We start from the raw sequence: 18,737 nt of genomic DNA, 5'->3' as shown, positions 1-18,737 counted from the left end.
TACACCCCGGCGACGGCGTCCCGCTCCCCGTCGAACCGGAAGTCCCCGGCGAGGGAGCCGGGGTTGGGCAGCGCCAGCCGCAGCGCGAGCAGCCATCCCGCGCCGACGAGAAAGGCCAGCGCCCGCTGCCACCCCGTTTCCGGCAGCGGCATCCCCGCCCCAACGGCGGCCCCGACCAGCACCTGCGTCCCGGCCGCCGAGCCGACCGGCCCCAGCGCGCTGACCCCGCCCGCGATCAGGCCGAGCCCGGTGAGCAGCAGCGTGAGCAGCACGGCAGGCGTGTACTCCCCCGCGTACGTCCCGAACGCCAGCCCCACCGCCCCGGCGAGTGCGGGCACACCGATCCGCTGGACGGAGACCCTGCGGCTCCCGGGACGGTCGTTGATCCCGGCGAACATGGCACCGATGGCGGCGACGACCCCGAGCGACGGCCGCCCGACGAGCACAGCGAGGAGCAACACCGGCCCACCGGCCAGCGCACCCCGCACAACCGCACTCCAGGGCACGGGTCCGCGCTGCGCGCGGAGGGCGTGGGCGAGCCAGGGCGGGAGGGCGAGGGAGGTGGTGCGGAACAAAATCGCTCGGGTCTCCTGTCGTGGTCGCATCGAGGGGCTGTGCCTTCGGGCGACGGTGACCGGGCTGGGTTCCTGGCCCCACTGTAGGCCCTACCGGGTGGCGAACGCGATGAACTCCGTCCAGGTGTGGGGGGTGAGGGTCAGTGCGGGGCCCGTCGTGTCCTTGGAGTCACGTACGTGCGTGGTGCCCTGCCAGGAGGCGAACTCGACGCATTCGCCGCCCTCACCACTGCTGTAGCTGCTCTTGACCCATGCCGACTCGGGCACGGTCACAACAGAGTCTTCGACGCTCATCTCTCCCCTAGCAGCTTCTCGATGAAGGCCAGCGAATCACGTGGAGTGAGTGCTCCGGCCCGGAGAATCCCATACTGCTCCTCGTGTTGCCGGACCGACTTCCGCTCCGTGTAGAGGCGGCTGTGCTGGTGCGCCTCCACGTAGGCGATCCTCCGCCCTTCGTGCGTCTCGATCAAGGTGAAGGGACCGGCCAGTCCAGCGTGGTCCGCGCACTCGGTCGGCATCACCTGGATCTCGACGCTGCGCCGCTGCCCGTGCAGCAGGATCTGCTCCAACTGCCCCCGCATCACGCCCCATCCGCCCAGTGGACGTCGTACGACTGACTCCTCGATCACGAAGCTGATCGTGGGCATCGGCGTCCGGGAGAAGATCTCCTGCCGGGCCAGGCGAGCCGCGACCCGCTGCTCGACGGTTTCCGCGTCCAGCAGTGGACGCCGCATGGTGAACACCGCCCGAGCGTAGTGCTCCGTCTGCAACAGCCCCGGCACCGCCTGATTCGCATACACATGCAACTCGACCGCATGCGCCTCCAACCGCGCCGCATCCCGGAAGAACGCCGGATACTGCGACCGCGCTACCTCCTCCTTCCCGGCGGTCAACACTCCCCCCGCGCCCGTCACTTCATCCGCCTGGTCGATGAACCTCGGCGGCGGAATCCGCCTCCCCTGCTCGAACGACGCGATGGTGGACGCCGAATACCCGGTCCGCGCCCCCAGCTCCGCGCGATCCATCCCCGCCCGTTCCCTGCACAGCTTCAGTTGCCGTCCGAAGAGGACGAGGATGCCCGCCCCGGCCTCGGCATCCGCGCCGCCACCGTCCTCCACCCGCTGCTGCTCCAACGCCCGGCACCTCCCGTCAACCCGCGTACATCCCCGCACGGACCGCGTACAGCCCACGGCGGTCAGCGCGTCACCTCTGTTCAAGGTTACGCACAGTCAGCAACCGTTGACCCCATGAAGTCCTCAACTCCCCCACAGGAACACGCGCCCCAACCGGCGCCACCAGCACGCGAGTTCGCCATGTGCTTCACCTCGACACCGCGCGGCGCACGCCTCGCCCGGCGTCTCGTCTCGCACCGTCTGCACGACTGGGGCCACCCGTACGCGTCCCGGGTCAACGAAACCGTCACCCTGGTCACCGCCGAACTCACCGCGAACGCCGTCCGCCACGGCCGGGTCCCCGGCCGGGACTTCCACCTGCGTCTCACTCACGCCGCGAGCGGCGGAGCCATCCGCGTCGAGGTCACCGACACCCGCGCCGAGAAGCTCCCCACCCCGGGCACCCCGGCCGCGGACGCCGATTGCGGGCGCGGCCTCCTCATCGTCGAAGCCTTGGCGGACGAGTGGGGCGTGACCCCGCGCGCATGCGCCCCCGGCAAGACGGTGTGGGCCGAGTTCCGTACCCGCTAAATTGATCACTTCGGCGGGACGGGACGCGGCTCAGGGGGGCTGATGCGGTCGGAGCACCGACGGCGTACGGACGTGGTCACCTACTGGCGGGCGGTGGAGCTGTTCAGTCCGCCGCAGATCAAGTCACCGTCCCGGCGCGGAGCGCGCGTCTCGGAGCGCGAATGGGTGCAGCAGGTCGACGTCCGCCCCGGGCAGCCGTGGCCCACGCTGCCGTGGGAGCAGGGGCATCCGCTCCAGCGGGAGCGGATCGACCCCCGTAAGGAAGTCTGGCGGCACACCGTCTACGGCGGGGTCTTTCCGCTGGAGCGGATCCGCGAGGCGCTCGCGGCGCACTTCGGCGACGATGGCGAGGATTTCTCCGGTGCCCGGCGGCAGCAGGGCGAGACCGCGGTGTTCGCCCTCGTCGTGGATGCCGATGGACGGCTGCTGGACAAGGCCACCTCCTTCTCGTCCTGCGCCTGGGCCACCGGGCGCATCCGTGATCCCGGTCCCGGGCGGCCGGACTGGCTCGACGGCTTCGAGGAGACGGAGGCCGCGTGCAGCAGGGCCATCTGCATGCTGACGCAGCATCACATCCCGTACCGGGCCGCTCCATCGGCCGCTCCGGGCTTACCCGGTCCCGTCACCACCGGTGGCGCGCCCGCCCCCGCCGCACGTGACTGGCGGGGCATCGTGCGGGAGATCCTCGGCGGGGCGGCGGTCGGGGCGCTGGGTGCGTTGATCGGGGACTTCGGGGCCGGGGCGGTCGCGGGGGCGCTGCGCCCCGTCGCCCGCCGGATCAGCCGGGCCGTGCGGGGAGCGGACGGCGGCGGGACTTCCGATCCGGCACCCGGGTCCGGGGGCGGCTCCACCAGCCCCGAGGACACCACGGACACCGACACCGACAGCGATGTCGACGGCGACCAGCCCGGCCGCCCTCTGGAGCTTCCCGACCTCGTCGCGTTCGCCGCGCACGTCGCCGATCTGTGCGGAGTCGGTGATCTGCTGTCCCCGGCGAGCATCCGTATCCACAGCCAGCGGGTGCGCAGGCGCAGGGACGGATCGCTCCCCGACCCGGAGCCCGTCTTCCTCAACAGCCTGCTGCCGGAGGATCTGGAGCGGGTCGCGGACGCGGAGGAGCACGGCGCCGCGCTGACCGCGTATCTCACCGCACCCGGGGCCGTACGCACGGCAGAGCGGGTGGACGTACGGGAGCATCCCGGGGCGGTCCTGGACGGTGTGGCTCCCGACGCGACCCCGCTCGGGCGGTGGCCGGCGCCGGTGGGGCATCCGCTCGCGCTGAGCCAGCAGTTCGCGGTCAACCGGATCGTCGCCGAACTGTCCGGCGGCAGCGGCCTGTTCTCCGTGAACGGGCCGCCCGGCACCGGGAAGACGACGATGCTGCGCGACCTGATCGCGGCGATCGTCGTGGAGCGTGCGGTGCAGCTGGCGTCGCTCTCCCGGCCGTCGGACGGGTTCAGCGGGCGGGTGGATTGGTACGCGGACGGGGTCAAGCGCGGCGTGGCCACGCCGCGGCCGGCGCTCACCGGTCACGAGATCGTCGTGGCGTCCTCGAACAACGGGGCGGTGCAGAACATCACCACCGAGCTGCCCGCGCTCGACGCGCTCGGCGAGGAGTGGCGGGCGGAGGCCTCGTACTTCCTGGACCAGGCGGTGTCGCTGCTGGACGGTGCCCCGGCCTGGGGCGCGGTCGCCGCACCGCTCGGCAAGGCCGAGAAGCGCCGGGACTTCATGGAACGCTGGTGGTGGGGGGAGAAGCAGAAGTCCGGGGGCGGTGGCACCCGGAGCCGGGCGGGGAACCGGCGCGGTGGCGGGGACGACGAGCGTGCCGCGGAGGGCATGCAGGCGCTGCTCAAACGGCTCGAAGGCGGCGAGCGGCTGCTCGACCCGCCCGCCGAGGTGCGCTTCCCCGCGCCCGGGAACGGCAGTCCGAGCGCCCCGGTGCCGGAGGGCACCGCTGCGGTCGACGGCTGGTCCGCCGCCAAGGCCGCCTTCAACCGGGCGCTGCGCCACGCCGAATCGCTGCGCGCCGTCCGGGCGGCGGCGGCCCGTGCGCTGCGGGACCTCGGGCGGCTGGACGACGAGGTGGAGGACGCCGCACTCGCGGATCAGCTGGTGCGCTACGACGAGGAGGACGCCACCGACGAGGTGGAGGCCGCGTACCGGGACCTCCGCCATGCGTCGGTCGCGTACGACGAAGCGCGGGGCCTCGCCGAGCAGCATCGCCTGTCCCGGCCTGGGGGTCTGCGGGCCGCGCTGGGGACAGGGCGTGCGCTGGCGGAGTGGCAGGAACGGGGCGACCGGATCCAGGCGGAGGTGGAGCGGGCGTTCCTGGCCTGCGGGGCGGCGCGGACCCGGGCACGCGAGGCGGAGCGGGCGCTGGACCGGGTGGGCGATGCCCGCCGGGAGTCACGCGAGCGGCTGCGGCTCGCCCGCCTGGCGGCCTCGGAGGCCCGGGACGCGGTGGAGCGGGCGCGGACCGAATTCGGCGAGCACGTCCCGGAGAACTGGGAGCGGCTCGGCGACGACCGGCGCGAACTGTCCGCGCCCTGGTCGGACGCGGAGTTCTGCACGGCGCGGACCCGCGTGTTCCTGGCGGCACTGAATCTGCACCGTGCCTTCGTCGTCGCCAACGCCGCCACCCTGCGGCGGAATCTGCTGCTGCTGAAGGACCTGTTCGCGGGGCTGCTGCCCGGGGACGCGGCATTGGCGGTCTGGCAGTCGCTGTTCCTCGTCATGCCGGTGGTGTCCACCACCTTCGCCTCCTGCGGGCGGCTGTTCGGGACGCTGGGCGGTGAGTCGCTGGGCTGGGTGCTGATCGACGAGGCCGGTCAGGCCGCACCGCAGGCGGCGGCCGGAGCCCTGTGGCGGGCCCGGCGGGCGGTCCTGGTCGGCGATCCGCTGCAGCTCGAACCCGTCGTACCGCTGCCGCTGTCCGTGCAGGAGCGGCTGCGGCGGGCGTACGGCGTCGACGCGGAGTGGCTGCCCGCCCGGACCTCCGCCCAGCGCGTCGCGGACCGCACCAACCGCTGGGGCACGACCGTGCCGTCCCGGGGGCCGGACGGCGACGAGGTGCCCGTGTGGGTGGGGGCACCGCTGCGGGTGCACCGGCGGTGCGAGCGGACCATGTTCGACCTCAGCAACGACATCGCCTACGACGGGCTGATGGTGTACGGCACGGAGGAGAAGCCGTTCCCCGGGCCGGAGTTGTGCGCCGACTGCATGGACGCGGGCCGGGACGGGTGCCGTGACTGTGTCTATCCGCTCAGCTGCTGGGTGGACGTGCCGCCGGGCGACACGGCGGGCAAATGGGTCCCGGAGGAGGGCGCGGCGCTCGCCCGCATCCTCACGGTGCTCCACCGGCAGTGGCGCATCGGTCTGGACCGGGTCCGTGTGCTCAGCCCCTTCCGCGACGTGGTCTCCGGCTGCGCCAGGACCGTACGCGACATGCGGCTGGGCGACGACGTACCGCCGGGCGCCGATCCGGAGGCGTATCGCAAGCAGGTCTCCGTGTTCCTGTCGGAGCACATCGGCACGGTGCACACCATGCAGGGCAAGGAGTCGGACGTGGTCGTCCTGGTGCTCGGCACCCACCCGCGGGACGGCGCGCGGGCGCGTGCCTGGGCCGCGGAGAAGCCCAATCTGCTCAATGTGGCGGTGAGCCGCGCGAAACGGCGGCTGTTCGTCATCGGGCATCGCGACAGCTGGTGTAAGGAGCCGCACTTCGACCTGCTCGCCGATCCGTCGAGGCTGCCGCGCCGCGCCTGGCCGGCGGGCCGAACGGTCTAACCCCGCTCCCACGTGCGGGCCGGGAAGCCGCATGCCGTGCCGGGGCTCTTCGCCGGGAGCAGGCGCACCTGTTTCCTCGGCACCTTGAGCGGCTCGGCGGTGCCCGAGTCCCACAGCACGACGTCGTCCCCGGCGGCGCTTCCCGGCGCTGCTAGGCGGCGGTCTTCATCGCCCCGGCCGCGTCGCCCGCGGAGTCCAGGGCGAGCAGTGTCACCATCGCGATCACCATGGCCTGGACCGCCGCGTACAGCGGAATGTTCAGCTCCTCGCCTGGGCGGACGAAGGAGACGTGCACATGCTTGGCGATGCGTACAGGGCGTGGAGCACCGACCCGGAGGCGACGAAGAAGGACACCAGCGCGGCGAACACGAGCGGCGCCGCCCAGGCGAGCCACTCGCCCCAGGTCCACTGGCGTATCAGGAGCCAGACACCGATCACCACGCCCGTGGAGGCGAGGTAGACCAGCATCCGGAGAGGGGTCAGGGCCTCGGTGTCTGAGGGCAGCCGACCCAGGGCGGCGCCGAGGAAGAGCGCGGCCACCAGGCAGACGACGAGAACACTCTGCCCGCGCCCGCCGGACAGGAACATGCCGGTGCCGCTGCGCACCGCCCCCGCGAAGCAGAGGGCCGCGAACGTCCCCCAGATCCACACCCGGGGGCCGGTCTGGTGGTGGGCGACGACCGCGCAGAACGTCATGGCGCACAGCCAGGCCATCAGGCGGTACCGCCGGCGGTTTCCGTCCTCCACGCGCCGGAGCACGATATGGCTGCGTTCCCGGCCGTGCCAGGCGCGTACGTCGATGTCGGTGCGGGGTGCCGCCGCTGTGGGCAGGGCCATCCGGGCGAGCCTTCTGGCCTCGGAGGCGGTTCCGGTCACATAGCTTCCGGCGTCGGTGTCATGGCGGCCTCGTCGCTCCGCCAGGCGGGCGCGGGCGAGGGCCCACCGCCGGGCCAGCTTCACGCGAAGGCCCCCGGAACCCGGCGGCAGCCGCAGCGGCGGGCGGTGCGCCACGGTGTGGGAGCGCCACTCGGTGAGCTGCTCCCGGTCGGTGTCCAGCACGTCGCAGCGGCGGACGTACATCTCGATCCGGGCCGTTTTCGCCAGGCGCTGCACCCGCCAGGCCGCCGCGCGTCCGGTGCGTCGGTTGTGGGCGCCGAACAGATGCACTTCCACGGTGTACAGGCGTGCGCCGGTGTCCGGCGTCAGCACCCCCGCTGACAGCCCCTCGCCGCGCACCACCGACTCGACGACCGGCCAGCCACGCTGCTCGAACTCGCGCTCGGCCCGCTCCCAGTCCCGTTGCCCACCGCGTACCTCGACAAGTGCCAGTACTCGCTGGTCGTACCGCGCGCGCACCGCGTGCCCTCCCGGTTCACTCGTGCGCCGACCGGGCGAACAACGTCTCGGCGTCGGTGATCGCGCGGACGAGTTCCTCCGGGTCGGCGGTCAGCCGGCTCACGATGGTGTCGGCCTCCGCGAGCCCTGCCCGCTGGAGCAGCCCCTTCTCATTGGTCACCCACTCCCCCCGCCCGGCCAGCACCGCGTGCGCGGTGTGCGCCGCGGCGACGGCGATGCTCCCGGCCACCTGCGTGACGGCACCCTTGGGCGCGTGCCCGGCCTTGGCGTAGGCGAGCGTGGCGGTGGCAGTGCCGTACCACCGCGGCGGTGCGCTCGCTCGCAGCGCGGGCGGATATCCGTCGGGGCGGGGAAGCTCACCTCGCAGCACGCGGTTGATGGCCAGCTCGGCGACGAGGAGGTACGTCGGAATGCCGGCGAGATGAAACATCAACGGCTCGACCCGAAACCGCCCCTGCTCGGCCTCCCCCAACTCGTGCTCGACGACATCGAGATCCCGATAATGCACATCGACCCGCCGCCCGTCGATGGTCAGCCAAGCACCCCCGTTGAACACCCCGCCGCCCCACCCCCCGATCTCGGAAACCTCCCCTTCCCAGCCGACGGCACGCAGGTAGTCGGGATCGAAGTCGCCCCGGTAGTAGACCGCCAAGTCCCAGTCGCTGTCAGGACGTTCCGTGCCCTGCGCCCGCGACCCGCCGAGGGTCACGGCCTGCACGCCGGGGAGCGCGGCGAGACGGCCGGCGGTGGCGTCGAGGAAGACGGAGTCGGAGTGCGCGGCGCTCACGGGAGCGGTTCCCTCCGGGTGTCGGTGCGTTCGTGGGCGAAGGTGTCCGTCGCCGCCACCAGTGCGTCGGCCACGCCGGGGGCTCCGGCGTCGTGGCCCGCCTCGTCGATGAGGAGCAACCTGCTGTCCGGCCAGGCGTGATGGAGGCGCCAGGCCGTGCCGAGGAGGTTGCCGAAGTCGAGACTGCCCTGGACCAGGACGCCGGGGATGCCCTTCAGCAGCGGGGCGTCGCGGAGGATCACGCCCTCGTCATTGCCCTCGCCGAGGAAGTGGTCGTTCGCCCAGTAGTGGGTGACCGTGCGGGCGAAGCCCAGGCGGAAGGCCGGGATCTCGAAGCGGGGCACCGAGCGGGGCGGCGCGGGGATCGTTGCGGTCTCCCAGTCGGTCCAGGCCCGGGCCGCGCGTGCCCGTACCGCCGGGTCGGGGGATTCCAGCAGCCGGTTGTAGGCGGCGGCGAGTCGGCCGGTGCGGTCGGTGGCGGGGAGTTCCGCCAGGAAGCGTGCGTGGGCCTCCGGGAAGATCTTCCCCAACCCGCTGGTCAGCAGGGTCACTTCGGGGTTCGAGCCGGTGGCCACGCCGGTCAGGACCAGCTCGGACACCACCCCGGGGTGCGTCTGTGCGTATCGCAGGCCCAGCACCGAGCCGAACGATACGCCCCACACCAGCCACCGCTCGATGCCCAGGTGGGCGCGCAGCCGCTCCAGGTCGGCGAGGAGGTGGGCCGTGGTGTTGACGCTCATGTCGGTGGCCGGGTCGCTCGCGGGTGGGGTCGAGCGTCCGGCGCCGCGCTGGTCGAGCAGCACGATGCGGTAGGCGGCGGGGTCGAAGTAGCGGCGGAGGTGCGGGCTCGCGCCGCTGCCGGGGCCGCCGTGCAGGACGAGCGCGGGTTTGCCGCGCGGGTTCCCGCAGGTCTCCCAGTACACGCGGTTGCCGTCGCCGACGTCGAGCATGCCGTGGTCGTACGGTTCGATCTCCGGGTAGAGGCCCATCCGTGCACCGTAGTCCTGGTCCTGCGGCCCGCTCACTCGGTTTTCCCGGTCGTGGGCAGGCCCGCGGCGTCCGCCGCCGAGCGCAGGACCTCCCGGAGCATCCGGGGAGTCAGGCGGCCGGTGAAGGTGTTGCGCTGGCTGACGTGGAAGCAGCCGAAGAGGTGGAGGTCCGGGCCGTCGGGGGCGGGGAGGGTGGTGTGGGCGGCGTGGGCGAAGGCGGGGCGGGGGCGGGGGATCGTCCAGCCCGCCTCGGCCAGCGCGGGAAGCGCCGCCTGCCAGCCGAAGGCGCCGAGGACGAGGGCCGCGCGCAGGGTCGGGCGCAGCAGGTGGAGTTCCTGGACGAGCCAGGGGCGGCAGGTGTTCCGCTCCTGCGGGGTGGGTTTGTTCGCGGGTGGGGCGCAGTGGACGGGGGCGGTGACGCGTACGCCGTGCAGCTCCAGGCCGTCGTCGGCGTGCACGGACGTCGGCTGGGAGGCCAGCCCGACGTCGTACAGCGCCTGGTACAGCACGTCTCCGGAGCGGTCGCCGGTGAACATCCGGCCGGTGCGGTTGCCGCCGTGCGCAGCCGGGGCCAGGCCGATGATCAGCAGACGGGCGTCCGGCGGGCCGAAGCCGGGCACCGGGCGTCCCCAGTACGTCCAGTCGGCGAAGGCGGCCCGCTTGGTACGGGCGACCTCCTCCCGCCACTCGACGAGACGAGGACAGGCCCGGCATCCGGCGATACGCCGGTCCAGGTCGTGGAGACCGTGAGGGGCGGGGCCTCCGGGAGGGTCCGGGACGCCTGGAGCGCCGGGAGCGCCCGGCGCGCCGGGAGGCCGGGCATCGTCGGGGGCTCCGGGAGCTCCGGGAGCTCTGGGACCGTCGATCGCGTCCGGCCGTCCAGGATCGCCGCTGGTGGTCATGGGTCCACCGTAGGTCCGCCCGGTCAGGGAACCCGTTCGCCCGCCTCCACTGGCTCGGGCATCCCCGGCAGCCCTCCCCCGCCCCGGCCCAGCCACAGCAGCGTGCCCGCCAGCAGCACCCCCGTCACCAGCAGCCACGGCCACGGTCCCGGGCTCATCGCTCCCACGATCACCCCCGTCAGCGCCCCGACCGACTGCTGGGCCAGGGACTGCACGGACAGCGCGGTGGCCCGGCCCTCGCCGGTGACGCGTCGGTGCAGCAGGGCGTTCTCGTTCGGACCCGCCGCGCCGAAGCCCGCGTAGACCAGCGCGAAGCCGAGCCCCACCATGGCGATGGACGCCGGACGCGTGAACGCCGCCGTCACGCCGAGCAGCAGCAGCCCGAGAGTGGAAACACCGAGGCCCGCCAGGACCGCCCGCTCGCCACTTCCCGTGCGCCGGGCGAGCAGCGGCGCGAGGTGACTGCCCAGCCCCGCACAGACGAAGCCGCCGCAGGCCAGCCCGGCGAAGAGCATCGCTCCCGACGCGGACGCACCGGTCAGTGTCACGGCCCGGCCGGGCATGAGCAGCTCGATCGCGGCCAGGGCGCTGCCGGCCGCCGCCGTGGTGAGCAGCACCCGGCGGACCAGCGCGTCCCGGCCGCCCAGCCGCACCCCGCTCAGCACGGTGCCGGGGATGCCGCGCAGTACCGAGCGCGCGGTCACCGGCGGCCGGGGCGGCTCGCGCAGCGCGGCGAGGACGTAGCAGACGAAGGCGATCTGCACCGCCGCGCCCAGCAACACCGGCACGGACAGGGGCAGTACGACACCACCCGTCGCCTCGGTGATCCTGGCGCCGAGGTCCGGGCCCGTGCCGAGCAGCCACGGCAGGGCGCCGCCCAGCAGGATGCCGGCCGCGAGCGCGGCGGAGGTCGCGGCGCTGCCGCGCGCCAGACCCGTACGCAGGTCCGCGCCCGGTCCTGAGCACGCCTGGACCGAGTCCACGTACCAGGCCTCGGCCGGTCCGCTGGCCAGCGCGCGGCCCGCGCCCATCAGCACCATGCCGAGCGTGAGCGCCCAGGCGGTGCTGCCCAGGGCGTGGATCACCAGAGCGCCCGTGTTGAGCACGCCGGCCAGGGCGAGGACCGGGCGGCGGCCGATCGCGTCGGAGAGGCCGCCGGTGGGGAGTTCCAGCGCCGCCACGGTGAGCGAGTGGACGGCGTAGAAGCCCGCGATGGCCGTGAGAGCCATCCCGCGTTCCGTGAACAGCAGCACCAGCGGGGCCATGGCCAGGCCCGGCGGCAGCCAGAACAGGGCGCAGACGGTGACGTAACGACGGCGGGCCGACCGTATCTCCGGCGGTTCGGTCGCGATCTCCGGCGGTTCGGTCACGGTCACGACGTGCCTTCGGCCGGGGAGGGTTTGGGGGCTGCGATCGGCAGTCCCGCGGTGAACAGGACCACGTGCCGCGCGCGGGGATCGTCCGCGTCCCGGGCCGTGAGGTCCGACAGGGTGCGGTCGATGACGGCCCACAGTTCGGTGAGCGATTCGGGGGTCAGGCGCGGCATCAGGTCGCTGATGCCCGAGGGCTCGACCCACTCCCTGCTGAGGCGCCCCTCGGCGATGTCTTCCTCGTACCGGTCGAGGGACGCCACCAGGTGCTCGATCTGCCGCCGCCGCGCCATGCCGACGTACGCCCGGCCCGCCGCCGAGGACTCCATCGCCTCGTTGCTCCAGGACGTCACGGCGTGCAGTGCCCGCCAGCGCCGCTCGCGCCCGTCCCGGTGCTCGGCCTCGGCGATGAAGCCGTACTTCGCCAGCACCCGCAGGTGATAGCTGGTCGACGCCGACGACTCCCCCGTCCGCTCGGCCAGCTCGCTGGCGGTGGCCGGGCCGTCCTGCCGCAACAGCCCGAGCAGCTGGATCCGCAGGGGGTGCGTGAGTGCCTTCAGGGCGGCGGTGTCCCGCTCGGGGTCGAGGACGCGCTTGTGTTCGTCGCTGGGCATGGAGCGAGGTTAGAGCGCATGACAGCGATCCCAAAAGACTTTTTGCAAAATTAATTTGGGGAAGAGCTCGGATTCGGAGGACTAAGGTCGGGGGCATGGCTTCCGAAGGTGCGCAGCAGGACGGGACGGATCCCAAGGTCGCCGCTGCCGTGGCGGCCGCCGAGGCCGCCGGGCCGAAGAGCGGGGAGACCGTCCGTATCGACAGCTGGATCTGGGCCGTACGCCTGATCAAGACCCGTTCGCTGGGCGCCGCCGCCTGCCGGGGCGGGCATGTGCGGGTGAACGGCGAGCGGGTCAAGCCGGCCCACTCCGTCCGCGTCGGCGACGAGGTGCGGCTGCGGCACGAGGGCCGGGAGCGGGTCGTCGTCGTCAAGCGGCTGATCCGCAAGCGGGTCGGCGCCCCGGTGGCCGCCCAGTGCTACATCGACAACTCCCCGCCGCCCCCGCCCCGCGAGGCCGTCGCCCCGGCCGGTATCCGCGACCGCGGCGCGGGCCGCCCCACGAAGCGCGACCGCCGCGAGCTCGAACGGCTGCGGGGGCTCGGGGGACTTGGTGGGCCCGGTGGCTTCGGCGGCTCCGGCGGACCCGGGAGCGGTACGACGCCACGGCCCTGACGGCAGCAGACAGCGGCACCCGGGGGGCCGTAGCCCTCCGGGTGCCGTTCGTTCGCTTCATGCCCGTGTGCCGCTCACGCCTGTCGTCGCAGCAGCCGCAGCAGATCCGCGGTGTGGCCGCGCCGCGCCCAGGCGATGACGGCGAGCGGCACCAGCAGGATCAGCGGGGTCGCCGCGAACTGCCCGTCGAAGACCGTCACCTGCACCACGAAGGCGCCCACCATCAGCGCGCCCAGCCCTGCCGCGGCCACCGACTGCAGCACCGGCACCAACAGGCCGATCGCTCCCGCCAGTTCGAGCAGGCCGATCGCGTACATCCCCGCGTGCCCCCAGCCCATCTCGTCGAAGGACGCGACGGCGGACGAGTGCGCGATCAGCTTGGGCAGGGCGCTCGCGACGGCGAAGAAGACGGCGAGCAGCACCTGCACGACGCGCAGCGCGATCCGGCCACGCCGCCGGGACACAGAAGCGGCGGGGGCGATGGGAGCGGCGGAGGCGACGGGAGCGGTGGTCTCGGACATGGCGGTCTCCTGGGGGAAGCGGTCGGTATCGCTGTCGCACAGGTAGACCGGGCCGGGCCCGGGAACTCATCGCTGGTGCACGTCCGCGTCGGGGCGTACGTTGCAGACAGGGCGGTGAATCGTGATGCGTACGGGCAGTGAGCCGAGGACCGCGCGGAGCGCGCTGCGGATGCGGTTCTGGCTGAGCGTCTGGGGCGTGGTCTGGACCGTCTTCGGTACGGCCGCCTTCGCGGTCGCGGGCCGCCCGGGCTGGGCGCTCGCCTGCGGACTGCTGTGGCTGATCATCACGATCGACCTGGTGGTGATCCTGCGCCACATCCGCCAGGGCCCGCACTACCAGCCCGGCCGCGACATACCGCCGTACCAGCCGCCGAGGAACTCGCCCTGACGCCGGACGCGACCCTCACGCGTCGAAGCGCGCCGCCTGCAGATACTCCGGCTTCGGGTCCAGCGCCGCCGCCAGCCGGAAGTGGCGCTGCGCCGGGTCGGGCCGGCCCTGTCGCTGATAGGTGCGGGCGAGGGCGAAGTGGGCGAAGGCATTGTCCGGCTCGCGCTCCAGGACGAGCGAGAACTCCAGCTCGGCGGGCCGCAGCTGGGCCGCCGCGAAGAAGGCACGGGCGCGCAGCAGGCGCGCCGCGGTGTTCTCCGGGTACGCGTCGATGACGCCGTCGAGCAGCTTCACCGCGCCCCGCGGGTCCCGCGACGCGAGCAGCTGCTCGGCGGCGCGGAAGTCGATGACATGCGTCTCCGGCGTACGTCCGTTGGAACCGCTGGTCTCGGGCACGGCGACATCCTTCCCTCGCTGCCCGGGTTCAACGCCCCGCCCGAGCAGCCCTATTCCTGGGGCTCCTGTGCTCTGCGCACGAGCTCCGCCCAGACGTCCTTCACGCGCCGCTCCAGCTCGGGCAGCGGTACGTCGTTGTCGATGACGATGTCCGCGATCTTCCGGCGCTCCTCACGCGTCGCCTGGGCGGCCATGCGGGCGCGGGCGTCCTCCTCGGTCATGCCACGGAGCCGGACGAGCCGGTCGAGCTGCGTCTCGGGGCCGGCGTCGACGACGATCACGAGGTCGTAGAGGGGGGCGAGACCGTTCTCCGTGAGGAGCGGGACGTCGTGCACGACGACGGCGTCCTCGGCGGCGGCCTCCTCCAGCTCGCGGGAGCGGGCGCCGACCAGGGGGTGGACGATCGAGTTGAGGACCGCCAGCTTCTCCGGATCGGCGAAGACGATCGAGCCGAGCTTGGGCCGGTCGAGGCCCCCGTCGGGACCGAGAATGTCCTCGCCGAAGGCGTCCACGACCGCCGCGAGGCCGGGCGTCCCCGGCGCGACCACCTCACGCGCGATGCGGTCCGCGTCGATCAGCACGGCCCCGCACTCCACGAGCAGCCGCGACACCTCACTCTTGCCGGCGCCGATCCCGCCGGTCAGGCCCACCCTTAGCATGGCCGGAAGCTTAGGCCCTCCCCCCGACGACGGAACCGACGGCCCCTAGCCCTCCCCCTCGCGTTCCGCCAGGAACCGTTCGAACTCCCGGCCGATCTCGTCCGCCGACGGGATCTCCACCGGCTCGGCGAGCATGTTGCCGCGGGTCTCGGCGCCCGCGGCGGCGTCGTACTGGTGCTCGAGGCCCTGGACGAGGGCGGTGAGCTCGTCGTCGCCCTCCTGGATCTGGCGGTCGATCTCGGTCTGGGTGCGCTGGGCGTCGGTGCGCAGCGAGTGCGCGACGCCGGGCAGGACCAGGCCGGTCGCGGCCGTGATGGACTCCAGGACGGTCAGCGCCGCGTCCGGGTACGGGGAGCGGGCGATGTAGTGCGGCACGTGCGCGGCGACACCGAGGACGTCGTGCCCGGCCTGCATCAGCCGGTACTCGACGAGCGCCTCCGCGCTGCCCGGGACCTGCGCCTCCTCGAAGGGGCTGGCGTGACCGGGGACGAGGTCGGTGCGGTTGCCGTGCGGGGTGATGCCGACGGGGCGGGTGTGCGGGACGCCCATCGGGATGCCGTGGAAGTTCACCGACAGGCGCACGCCGAGCCGCTCCACGATCTGCCGGACGGCCGCGGCGAAGCGCTCCCACTCGACGTCCGGTTCGGGCCCGGACAGCAGCAGGAAGGGAGCCCCGGTGGCGTCCTGGACGAGCCGCACCTCCAGGGCGGGCACCTCGTAGTCGCTCCAGCGGTCGCGGGTGAAGGTCAGCAGCGGGCGCCGGGCCCGGTAGTCCACGAGCCGGTCGTGATCGAAGCGGGCGACGACCTGGTGGGGCAGCGAGTCGAGCAGCCGGTCGACGATCTGGTCGCCGGTCTCGCCCGCGTCGATGTATCCGTCGAAGTGGTAGAGCATGACAAGGCCGGCCGATTCCTGGGCGAGCGCCATGTCGACGACGGCCAGCCCCTTCGGCTCCCACGCGTACAAACCCTGCGGATCAAGCACAGACCGCTCCTCCTCGTGTTCGTACACGACAACGCGTGACGGAGCCGTGTCATTCCCCGGGCTGCAACTCCCAGGGGCGCGGGGAACTGCGCGCCCAGCCACAGCGCTCCCGCAGCCGAAGAAGCACGCGCGCACCCCAAAAAGTCTGAGGGCCCGCACCTCAAAGGTACGGACCCTCAGATCAAGAAGAGCTACTGCTCAGTGGGCGTCAGCTCTGACCACCGGCGAGCTTCTCACGCAGCGCGGCCAGCGCCTCGTCCGAAGCCAGCGCACCGGACTGGTCCGCACCCTCGGAGCTGTACGAGCCGCCACCGGACGCGGCCGGAGCCGCGGCCTCGCCGCCCTCGGCGGCAGCCGCCGCGTCGGCCTCGCGGGACTTGATGACCTGCGCCTGGTGCTGCTCGAAGCGGGCCTGCGCCTCGGCGTACTGGCGCTCCCACTCCTCGCGCTGCTTCTCGTAGCCCGGCAGCCAGTCGTTGGTCTCCGGGTCGAAGCCCTCGGGGTAGATGTAGTTGCCCTGGTCGTCGTAGGACGCGGCCATGCCGTACAGGGTCGGGTCGAACTCGACCGCGGACGGGTCGGCACCGAAGGACTCGTTGGCCTGCTTCAGCGAGAGGCTGATGCGGCGGCGCTCGAGGTCGATGTCGATGACCTTGACGAAGATCTCGTCGTTGACCTGGACGACCTGCTCCGGGATCTCCACGTGGCGCTCGGCCAGCTCGGAGATGTGGACCAGACCCTCGATGCCCTCGTCCACGCGGACGAACGCACCGAACGGCACCAGCTTCGTGACCTTGCCGGGCACGACCTGGCCGATCTGGTGGGTCCGGGCGAACTGCTGCCACGGGTCTTCCTGGGTCGCCTTCAGCGACAGGGAGACGCGCTCGCGGTCCATGTCGACGTCGAGGACCTCGACGGTGACCTCCTGGCCGACCTCGACGACCTCGGAGGGGTGGTCGATGTGCTTCCAGGACAGCTCGGAGACGTGGACCAGACCGTCGACGCCACCCAGGTCCACGAAGGCACCGAAGTTGACGATCGAGGAGACGACGCCGGAACGGACCTGACCCTTCTGCAGGGTGGTGAGGAACGTCTGGCGGACCTCGGACTGGGTCTGCTCCAGCCAGGCACGGCGGGACAGGACCACGTTGTTGCGGTTCTTGTCCAGCTCGATGATCTTGGCCTCGAGCTCCTTGCCGACGTACGGCTGGAGGTCACGAACGCGGCGCATCTCGACGAGGGAAGCCGGCAGGAAGCCACGGAGGCCGATGTCGAGGATGAGACCACCCTTGACGACCTCGATGACGGTACCGGTGACGATGCCGTCCTCTTCCTTGATCTTCTCGATGGTGCCCCAGGCACGCTCGTACTGGGCGCGCTTCTTCGAGAGGATCAGGCGGCCTTCCTTGTCCTCCTTCTGGAGGACCAGGGCCTCGATCTCGTCGCCGACGGCGACGACCTCGTTCGGGTCGACGTCGTGCTTGATCGAGAGCTCGCGGCTCGGGATGACACCTTCGGTCTTGTAACCGATGTCGAGCAGGACCTCGTCCCGGTCGACCTTCACGATGACGCCGTCGACGATGTCGCCGTCGTTGAAGTACTTGATCGTCTCGTCGATCGCTGCGAGGAATGCTTCCTCGTTACCGATGTCGTTGACCGCTACCTGCGGGGTGGTGGCGGTGGTCTCGGTGCTGCTCGTCATGTGGGAAAGGGCTCCGGTACGGACATTGAAGTCGTAGGTACTGCTACGCCGGAGCCCGTTTCGCTCTGCAGAAGCCGGACAGCCAAGGAAGCGCCCCACCAGTTACTGGTGATGGCGCCTCGACAACCGAGGGGACATACAACAGATGCGAGCGCAGCCTGCTACGTCTGAGGTGCGCAGGCCCGCAGCGCAACTTGTAGCATACGGGGGCTGCCGGACATGGTCAATGCGCGAAGCCGCCCACCCGGGGCGCATCGCCGCATAACCGGCACAATTCCCGTCACCCGAGGCCACACGGGGGCTGAAACACGCCCTCCGCGACACGCCGGGGGGACGGGCTGGACGGAAGAGTACGACGAGGGAGCCGATCATCCAAGAGTCCGACGCACCCGAGGTCCGCGAGGCCGGCGAAGCCGCCGAACCGGAGGCGACCCGGCGGGACGCCGGTGTCACGGAGAGCTCCCGCGCCAACCGGGGCTGGTGGGACCGCAACGCCGACGAGTACCAGGTCGAGCACGGCACCTTCCTCGGCGACGACCGCTTCGTGTGGGGCCCGGAGGGGCTCGACGAGGTGGAGGCGGAGCTGCTCGGCCCGCCGGAGGAGCTGAAGGGACGCGACGTCCTGGAGCTCGGGGCGGGCGCGGCGCAGTGCTCGCGCTGGCTGGCGGCCCAGGGGGCGCGTCCGGTGGCCCTGGACATCTCGCACCGGCAGCTCCAGCACGCGCTGCGCATCGGTGGGTCCTTCCCCCTGGTGTGCGCCGACGCGGTGGCGCTGCCGTTCGCGGACGCCTCCTTCGACCTGGCCTGCTCGGCATACGGGGCACTGCCCTTCGTCGCCGATCCGCGGCTGGTGCTGCGGGAGGTGCACCGGGTGCTGCGGCCGGGCGGGCGGCTGGTGTTCTCGGTGACCCATCCGATCCGCTGGGCGTTCCCCGACGAGCCGGGCCCGGAGGGGCTGAGCGTCTCCGCGTCGTACTTCGACCGCACGCCGTACGTCGAGCAGGACGAAGAAGGGCGCGCGGTGTACGTCGAGCACCACAGGACGCTCGGCGACCGGGTCCGTGACGTGGTGGCCTCGGGCTTCCGGCTGGTGGATCTGGTGGAGCCGGAGTGGCCGGCCTGGAACACCGCCGAGTGGGGCGGCTGGTCCCCGTTGCGCGGCAATCTGATCCCGGGGACGGCGATCTTCGTGTGCGTACGAGACTGAGTGCGTGATCCGTTACGACGCCCTGGAGTCCCTGCCCGTACGCGATGCCCTGCCCGGTCTCGGCGAGGCGCTGGAGGGGCACGGCACGGCCGTGCTCGTGGCGCCGCCGGGGACCGGCAAGACGACGCTGGTGCCGCTGGCGCTGGCCGGGCTGCTCGGTGAGGGGCCCGCGCGGCGGGTG

At 72.4% G+C, this 18,737-nt stretch carries 20 protein-coding genes and 1 pseudogene; 5 read left to right on the top strand and 16 right to left on the bottom strand.

Going from position 1 to position 18,737, the window contains the following annotated elements; translation table 11 throughout:
• From N4P33_RS19270 to N4P33_RS19260, 3 genes and pseudogenes are all read right to left on the bottom strand, one after another.
• Positions 1–575: pseudogene (locus N4P33_RS19270) on the bottom strand (FUSC family protein); the annotation flags it as partial.
• Between the two features lie 90 nt (positions 576–665).
• Positions 666–869, bottom strand: coding sequence for a DUF397 domain-containing protein (locus N4P33_RS19265; RefSeq protein ID WP_260827874.1), 204 nt, complete (start codon positions 867–869; stop codon positions 666–668).
• Entirely contained in the window at positions 866–1,708 is an 843-nt protein-coding gene (locus tag N4P33_RS19260; RefSeq protein ID WP_260827873.1) for a helix-turn-helix transcriptional regulator, read from the bottom strand. The genes N4P33_RS19265 and N4P33_RS19260 overlap by 4 nt, the downstream gene beginning before the upstream one ends.
• Positions 1,709–1,822: 114 nt before the next feature.
• Between N4P33_RS19260 and N4P33_RS19255 the strand changes: the two genes are divergently transcribed.
• Positions 1,823–2,278, top strand: coding sequence for an ATP-binding protein (locus N4P33_RS19255; protein ID WP_260827872.1), 456 nt, complete (start codon positions 1,823–1,825; stop codon positions 2,276–2,278).
• A gap of 42 nt (positions 2,279–2,320) precedes the next feature.
• The gene (locus N4P33_RS19250) at positions 2,321–6,067 is read left to right on the top strand and encodes an AAA domain-containing protein (RefSeq protein WP_260827871.1); all 3,747 of its coding nucleotides are present in this window, start codon (positions 2,321–2,323) and stop codon (positions 6,065–6,067) included.
• Here the strand turns inward: N4P33_RS19250 and N4P33_RS19245 are convergent.
• From N4P33_RS19245 to N4P33_RS19210, 8 genes are read right to left on the bottom strand one after another with little or no spacing between them, the layout of a single operon-like run.
• The gene (locus tag N4P33_RS19245; RefSeq protein ID WP_260827870.1) at positions 6,064–6,186 is read right to left on the bottom strand and encodes a hypothetical protein; all 123 of its coding nucleotides are present in this window, start codon (positions 6,184–6,186) and stop codon (positions 6,064–6,066) included. The genes N4P33_RS19250 and N4P33_RS19245 overlap by 4 nt on opposite strands.
• 32 nt (positions 6,187–6,218) lie before the next feature.
• Complete coding sequence (locus tag N4P33_RS19240) at positions 6,219–6,362, bottom strand: hypothetical protein (RefSeq protein WP_260827869.1); 144 nt, start codon at positions 6,360–6,362, stop codon at positions 6,219–6,221.
• Positions 6,326–7,423 carry a hypothetical protein gene (locus N4P33_RS19235; protein ID WP_260827868.1) on the bottom strand — a complete coding sequence of 366 codons (1,098 nt, stop codon included), beginning with the start codon at positions 7,421–7,423 and terminating at the stop codon, positions 6,326–6,328. Before N4P33_RS19235 ends, N4P33_RS19240 begins: the two co-directional genes overlap by 37 nt.
• Before the next feature lie 16 nt (positions 7,424–7,439).
• Positions 7,440–8,210, bottom strand: a complete 771-nt coding sequence (locus N4P33_RS19230; RefSeq protein WP_260827867.1) for a nucleotidyltransferase domain-containing protein — start codon at positions 8,208–8,210, stop codon at positions 7,440–7,442.
• Complete coding sequence (gene pip / locus N4P33_RS19225; RefSeq protein WP_260827866.1) at positions 8,207–9,199, bottom strand: prolyl aminopeptidase; 993 nt, start codon at positions 9,197–9,199, stop codon at positions 8,207–8,209. Before pip ends, N4P33_RS19230 begins: the two co-directional genes overlap by 4 nt.
• Positions 9,200–9,231: 32 nt before the next feature.
• A complete protein-coding gene (locus N4P33_RS19220; RefSeq protein ID WP_260827865.1) occupies positions 9,232–10,101 on the bottom strand; it encodes a uracil-DNA glycosylase in 870 nt (289 codons plus the stop codon).
• A 23-nt stretch (positions 10,102–10,124) separates the two neighbouring features.
• Positions 10,125–11,471 carry an MFS transporter gene (locus N4P33_RS19215; protein WP_399029756.1) on the bottom strand — a complete coding sequence of 449 codons (1,347 nt, stop codon included), beginning with the start codon at positions 11,469–11,471 and terminating at the stop codon, positions 10,125–10,127.
• Between the two features lie 2 nt (positions 11,472–11,473).
• The gene (locus tag N4P33_RS19210; protein ID WP_260827863.1) at positions 11,474–12,085 is read right to left on the bottom strand and encodes a helix-turn-helix transcriptional regulator; all 612 of its coding nucleotides are present in this window, start codon (positions 12,083–12,085) and stop codon (positions 11,474–11,476) included.
• Between the two features lie 95 nt (positions 12,086–12,180).
• On the opposite strand from N4P33_RS19210, the gene N4P33_RS19205 reads away from it, so the two are divergent.
• Positions 12,181–12,699 carry an RNA-binding S4 domain-containing protein gene (locus N4P33_RS19205; protein ID WP_260827862.1) on the top strand — a complete coding sequence of 173 codons (519 nt, stop codon included), beginning with the start codon at positions 12,181–12,183 and terminating at the stop codon, positions 12,697–12,699.
• Positions 12,700–12,773: 74 nt separating this feature from the next.
• Here N4P33_RS19205 and N4P33_RS19200 read toward each other — a convergent pair whose 3' ends face one another.
• Complete coding sequence (locus N4P33_RS19200) at positions 12,774–13,220, bottom strand: DoxX family protein (RefSeq protein WP_260827861.1); 447 nt, start codon at positions 13,218–13,220, stop codon at positions 12,774–12,776.
• Positions 13,221–13,344: 124 nt separating this feature from the next.
• Between N4P33_RS19200 and N4P33_RS19195 the strand changes: the two genes are divergently transcribed.
• On the top strand, positions 13,345–13,608 hold the full coding sequence (locus N4P33_RS19195) for a DUF6343 family protein (RefSeq protein ID WP_260827860.1): 264 nt from the start codon (positions 13,345–13,347) through the stop codon (positions 13,606–13,608).
• Between the two features lie 15 nt (positions 13,609–13,623).
• On the opposite strand, the gene N4P33_RS19190 is transcribed toward N4P33_RS19195, so the two are convergent.
• The 4 genes from N4P33_RS19190 to rpsA all read right to left on the bottom strand — a co-directional run bounded on the left by N4P33_RS19190 (position 13,624) and on the right by rpsA (position 17,349).
• Positions 13,624–14,004: a M48 family metallopeptidase gene (locus tag N4P33_RS19190; protein ID WP_260827859.1), complete on the bottom strand. Its 381-nt coding sequence runs from the start codon at positions 14,002–14,004 to the stop codon at positions 13,624–13,626.
• 50 nt (positions 14,005–14,054) lie between these two features.
• Positions 14,055–14,663 carry a dephospho-CoA kinase gene (coaE, locus tag N4P33_RS19185; RefSeq protein ID WP_260827858.1) on the bottom strand — a complete coding sequence of 203 codons (609 nt, stop codon included), beginning with the start codon at positions 14,661–14,663 and terminating at the stop codon, positions 14,055–14,057.
• Between the two features lie 45 nt (positions 14,664–14,708).
• Positions 14,709–15,647, bottom strand: a complete 939-nt coding sequence (locus N4P33_RS19180) for a PAC2 family protein (RefSeq protein WP_260827857.1) — start codon at positions 15,645–15,647, stop codon at positions 14,709–14,711.
• A gap of 208 nt (positions 15,648–15,855) precedes the next feature.
• Positions 15,856–17,349, bottom strand: a complete 1,494-nt coding sequence (rpsA, locus tag N4P33_RS19175) for a 30S ribosomal protein S1 (protein WP_260827856.1) — start codon at positions 17,347–17,349, stop codon at positions 15,856–15,858.
• 367 nt (positions 17,350–17,716) lie between these two features.
• On the opposite strand from rpsA, the gene N4P33_RS19170 reads away from it, so the two are divergent.
• Positions 17,717–18,556 carry a class I SAM-dependent methyltransferase gene (locus N4P33_RS19170; RefSeq protein ID WP_260827875.1) on the top strand — a complete coding sequence of 280 codons (840 nt, stop codon included), beginning with the start codon at positions 17,717–17,719 and terminating at the stop codon, positions 18,554–18,556.
• Positions 18,557–18,737: the final 181 nt, after the last annotated feature.

This window comes from Streptomyces sp. 15-116A (assembly GCF_025290915.1).
Classification (GTDB): domain Bacteria; phylum Actinomycetota; class Actinomycetes; order Streptomycetales; family Streptomycetaceae; genus Streptomyces.
Note: the sequence above shows the minus strand (reverse complement) of the source record. Positions and strands in the feature narration are given on the sequence as shown.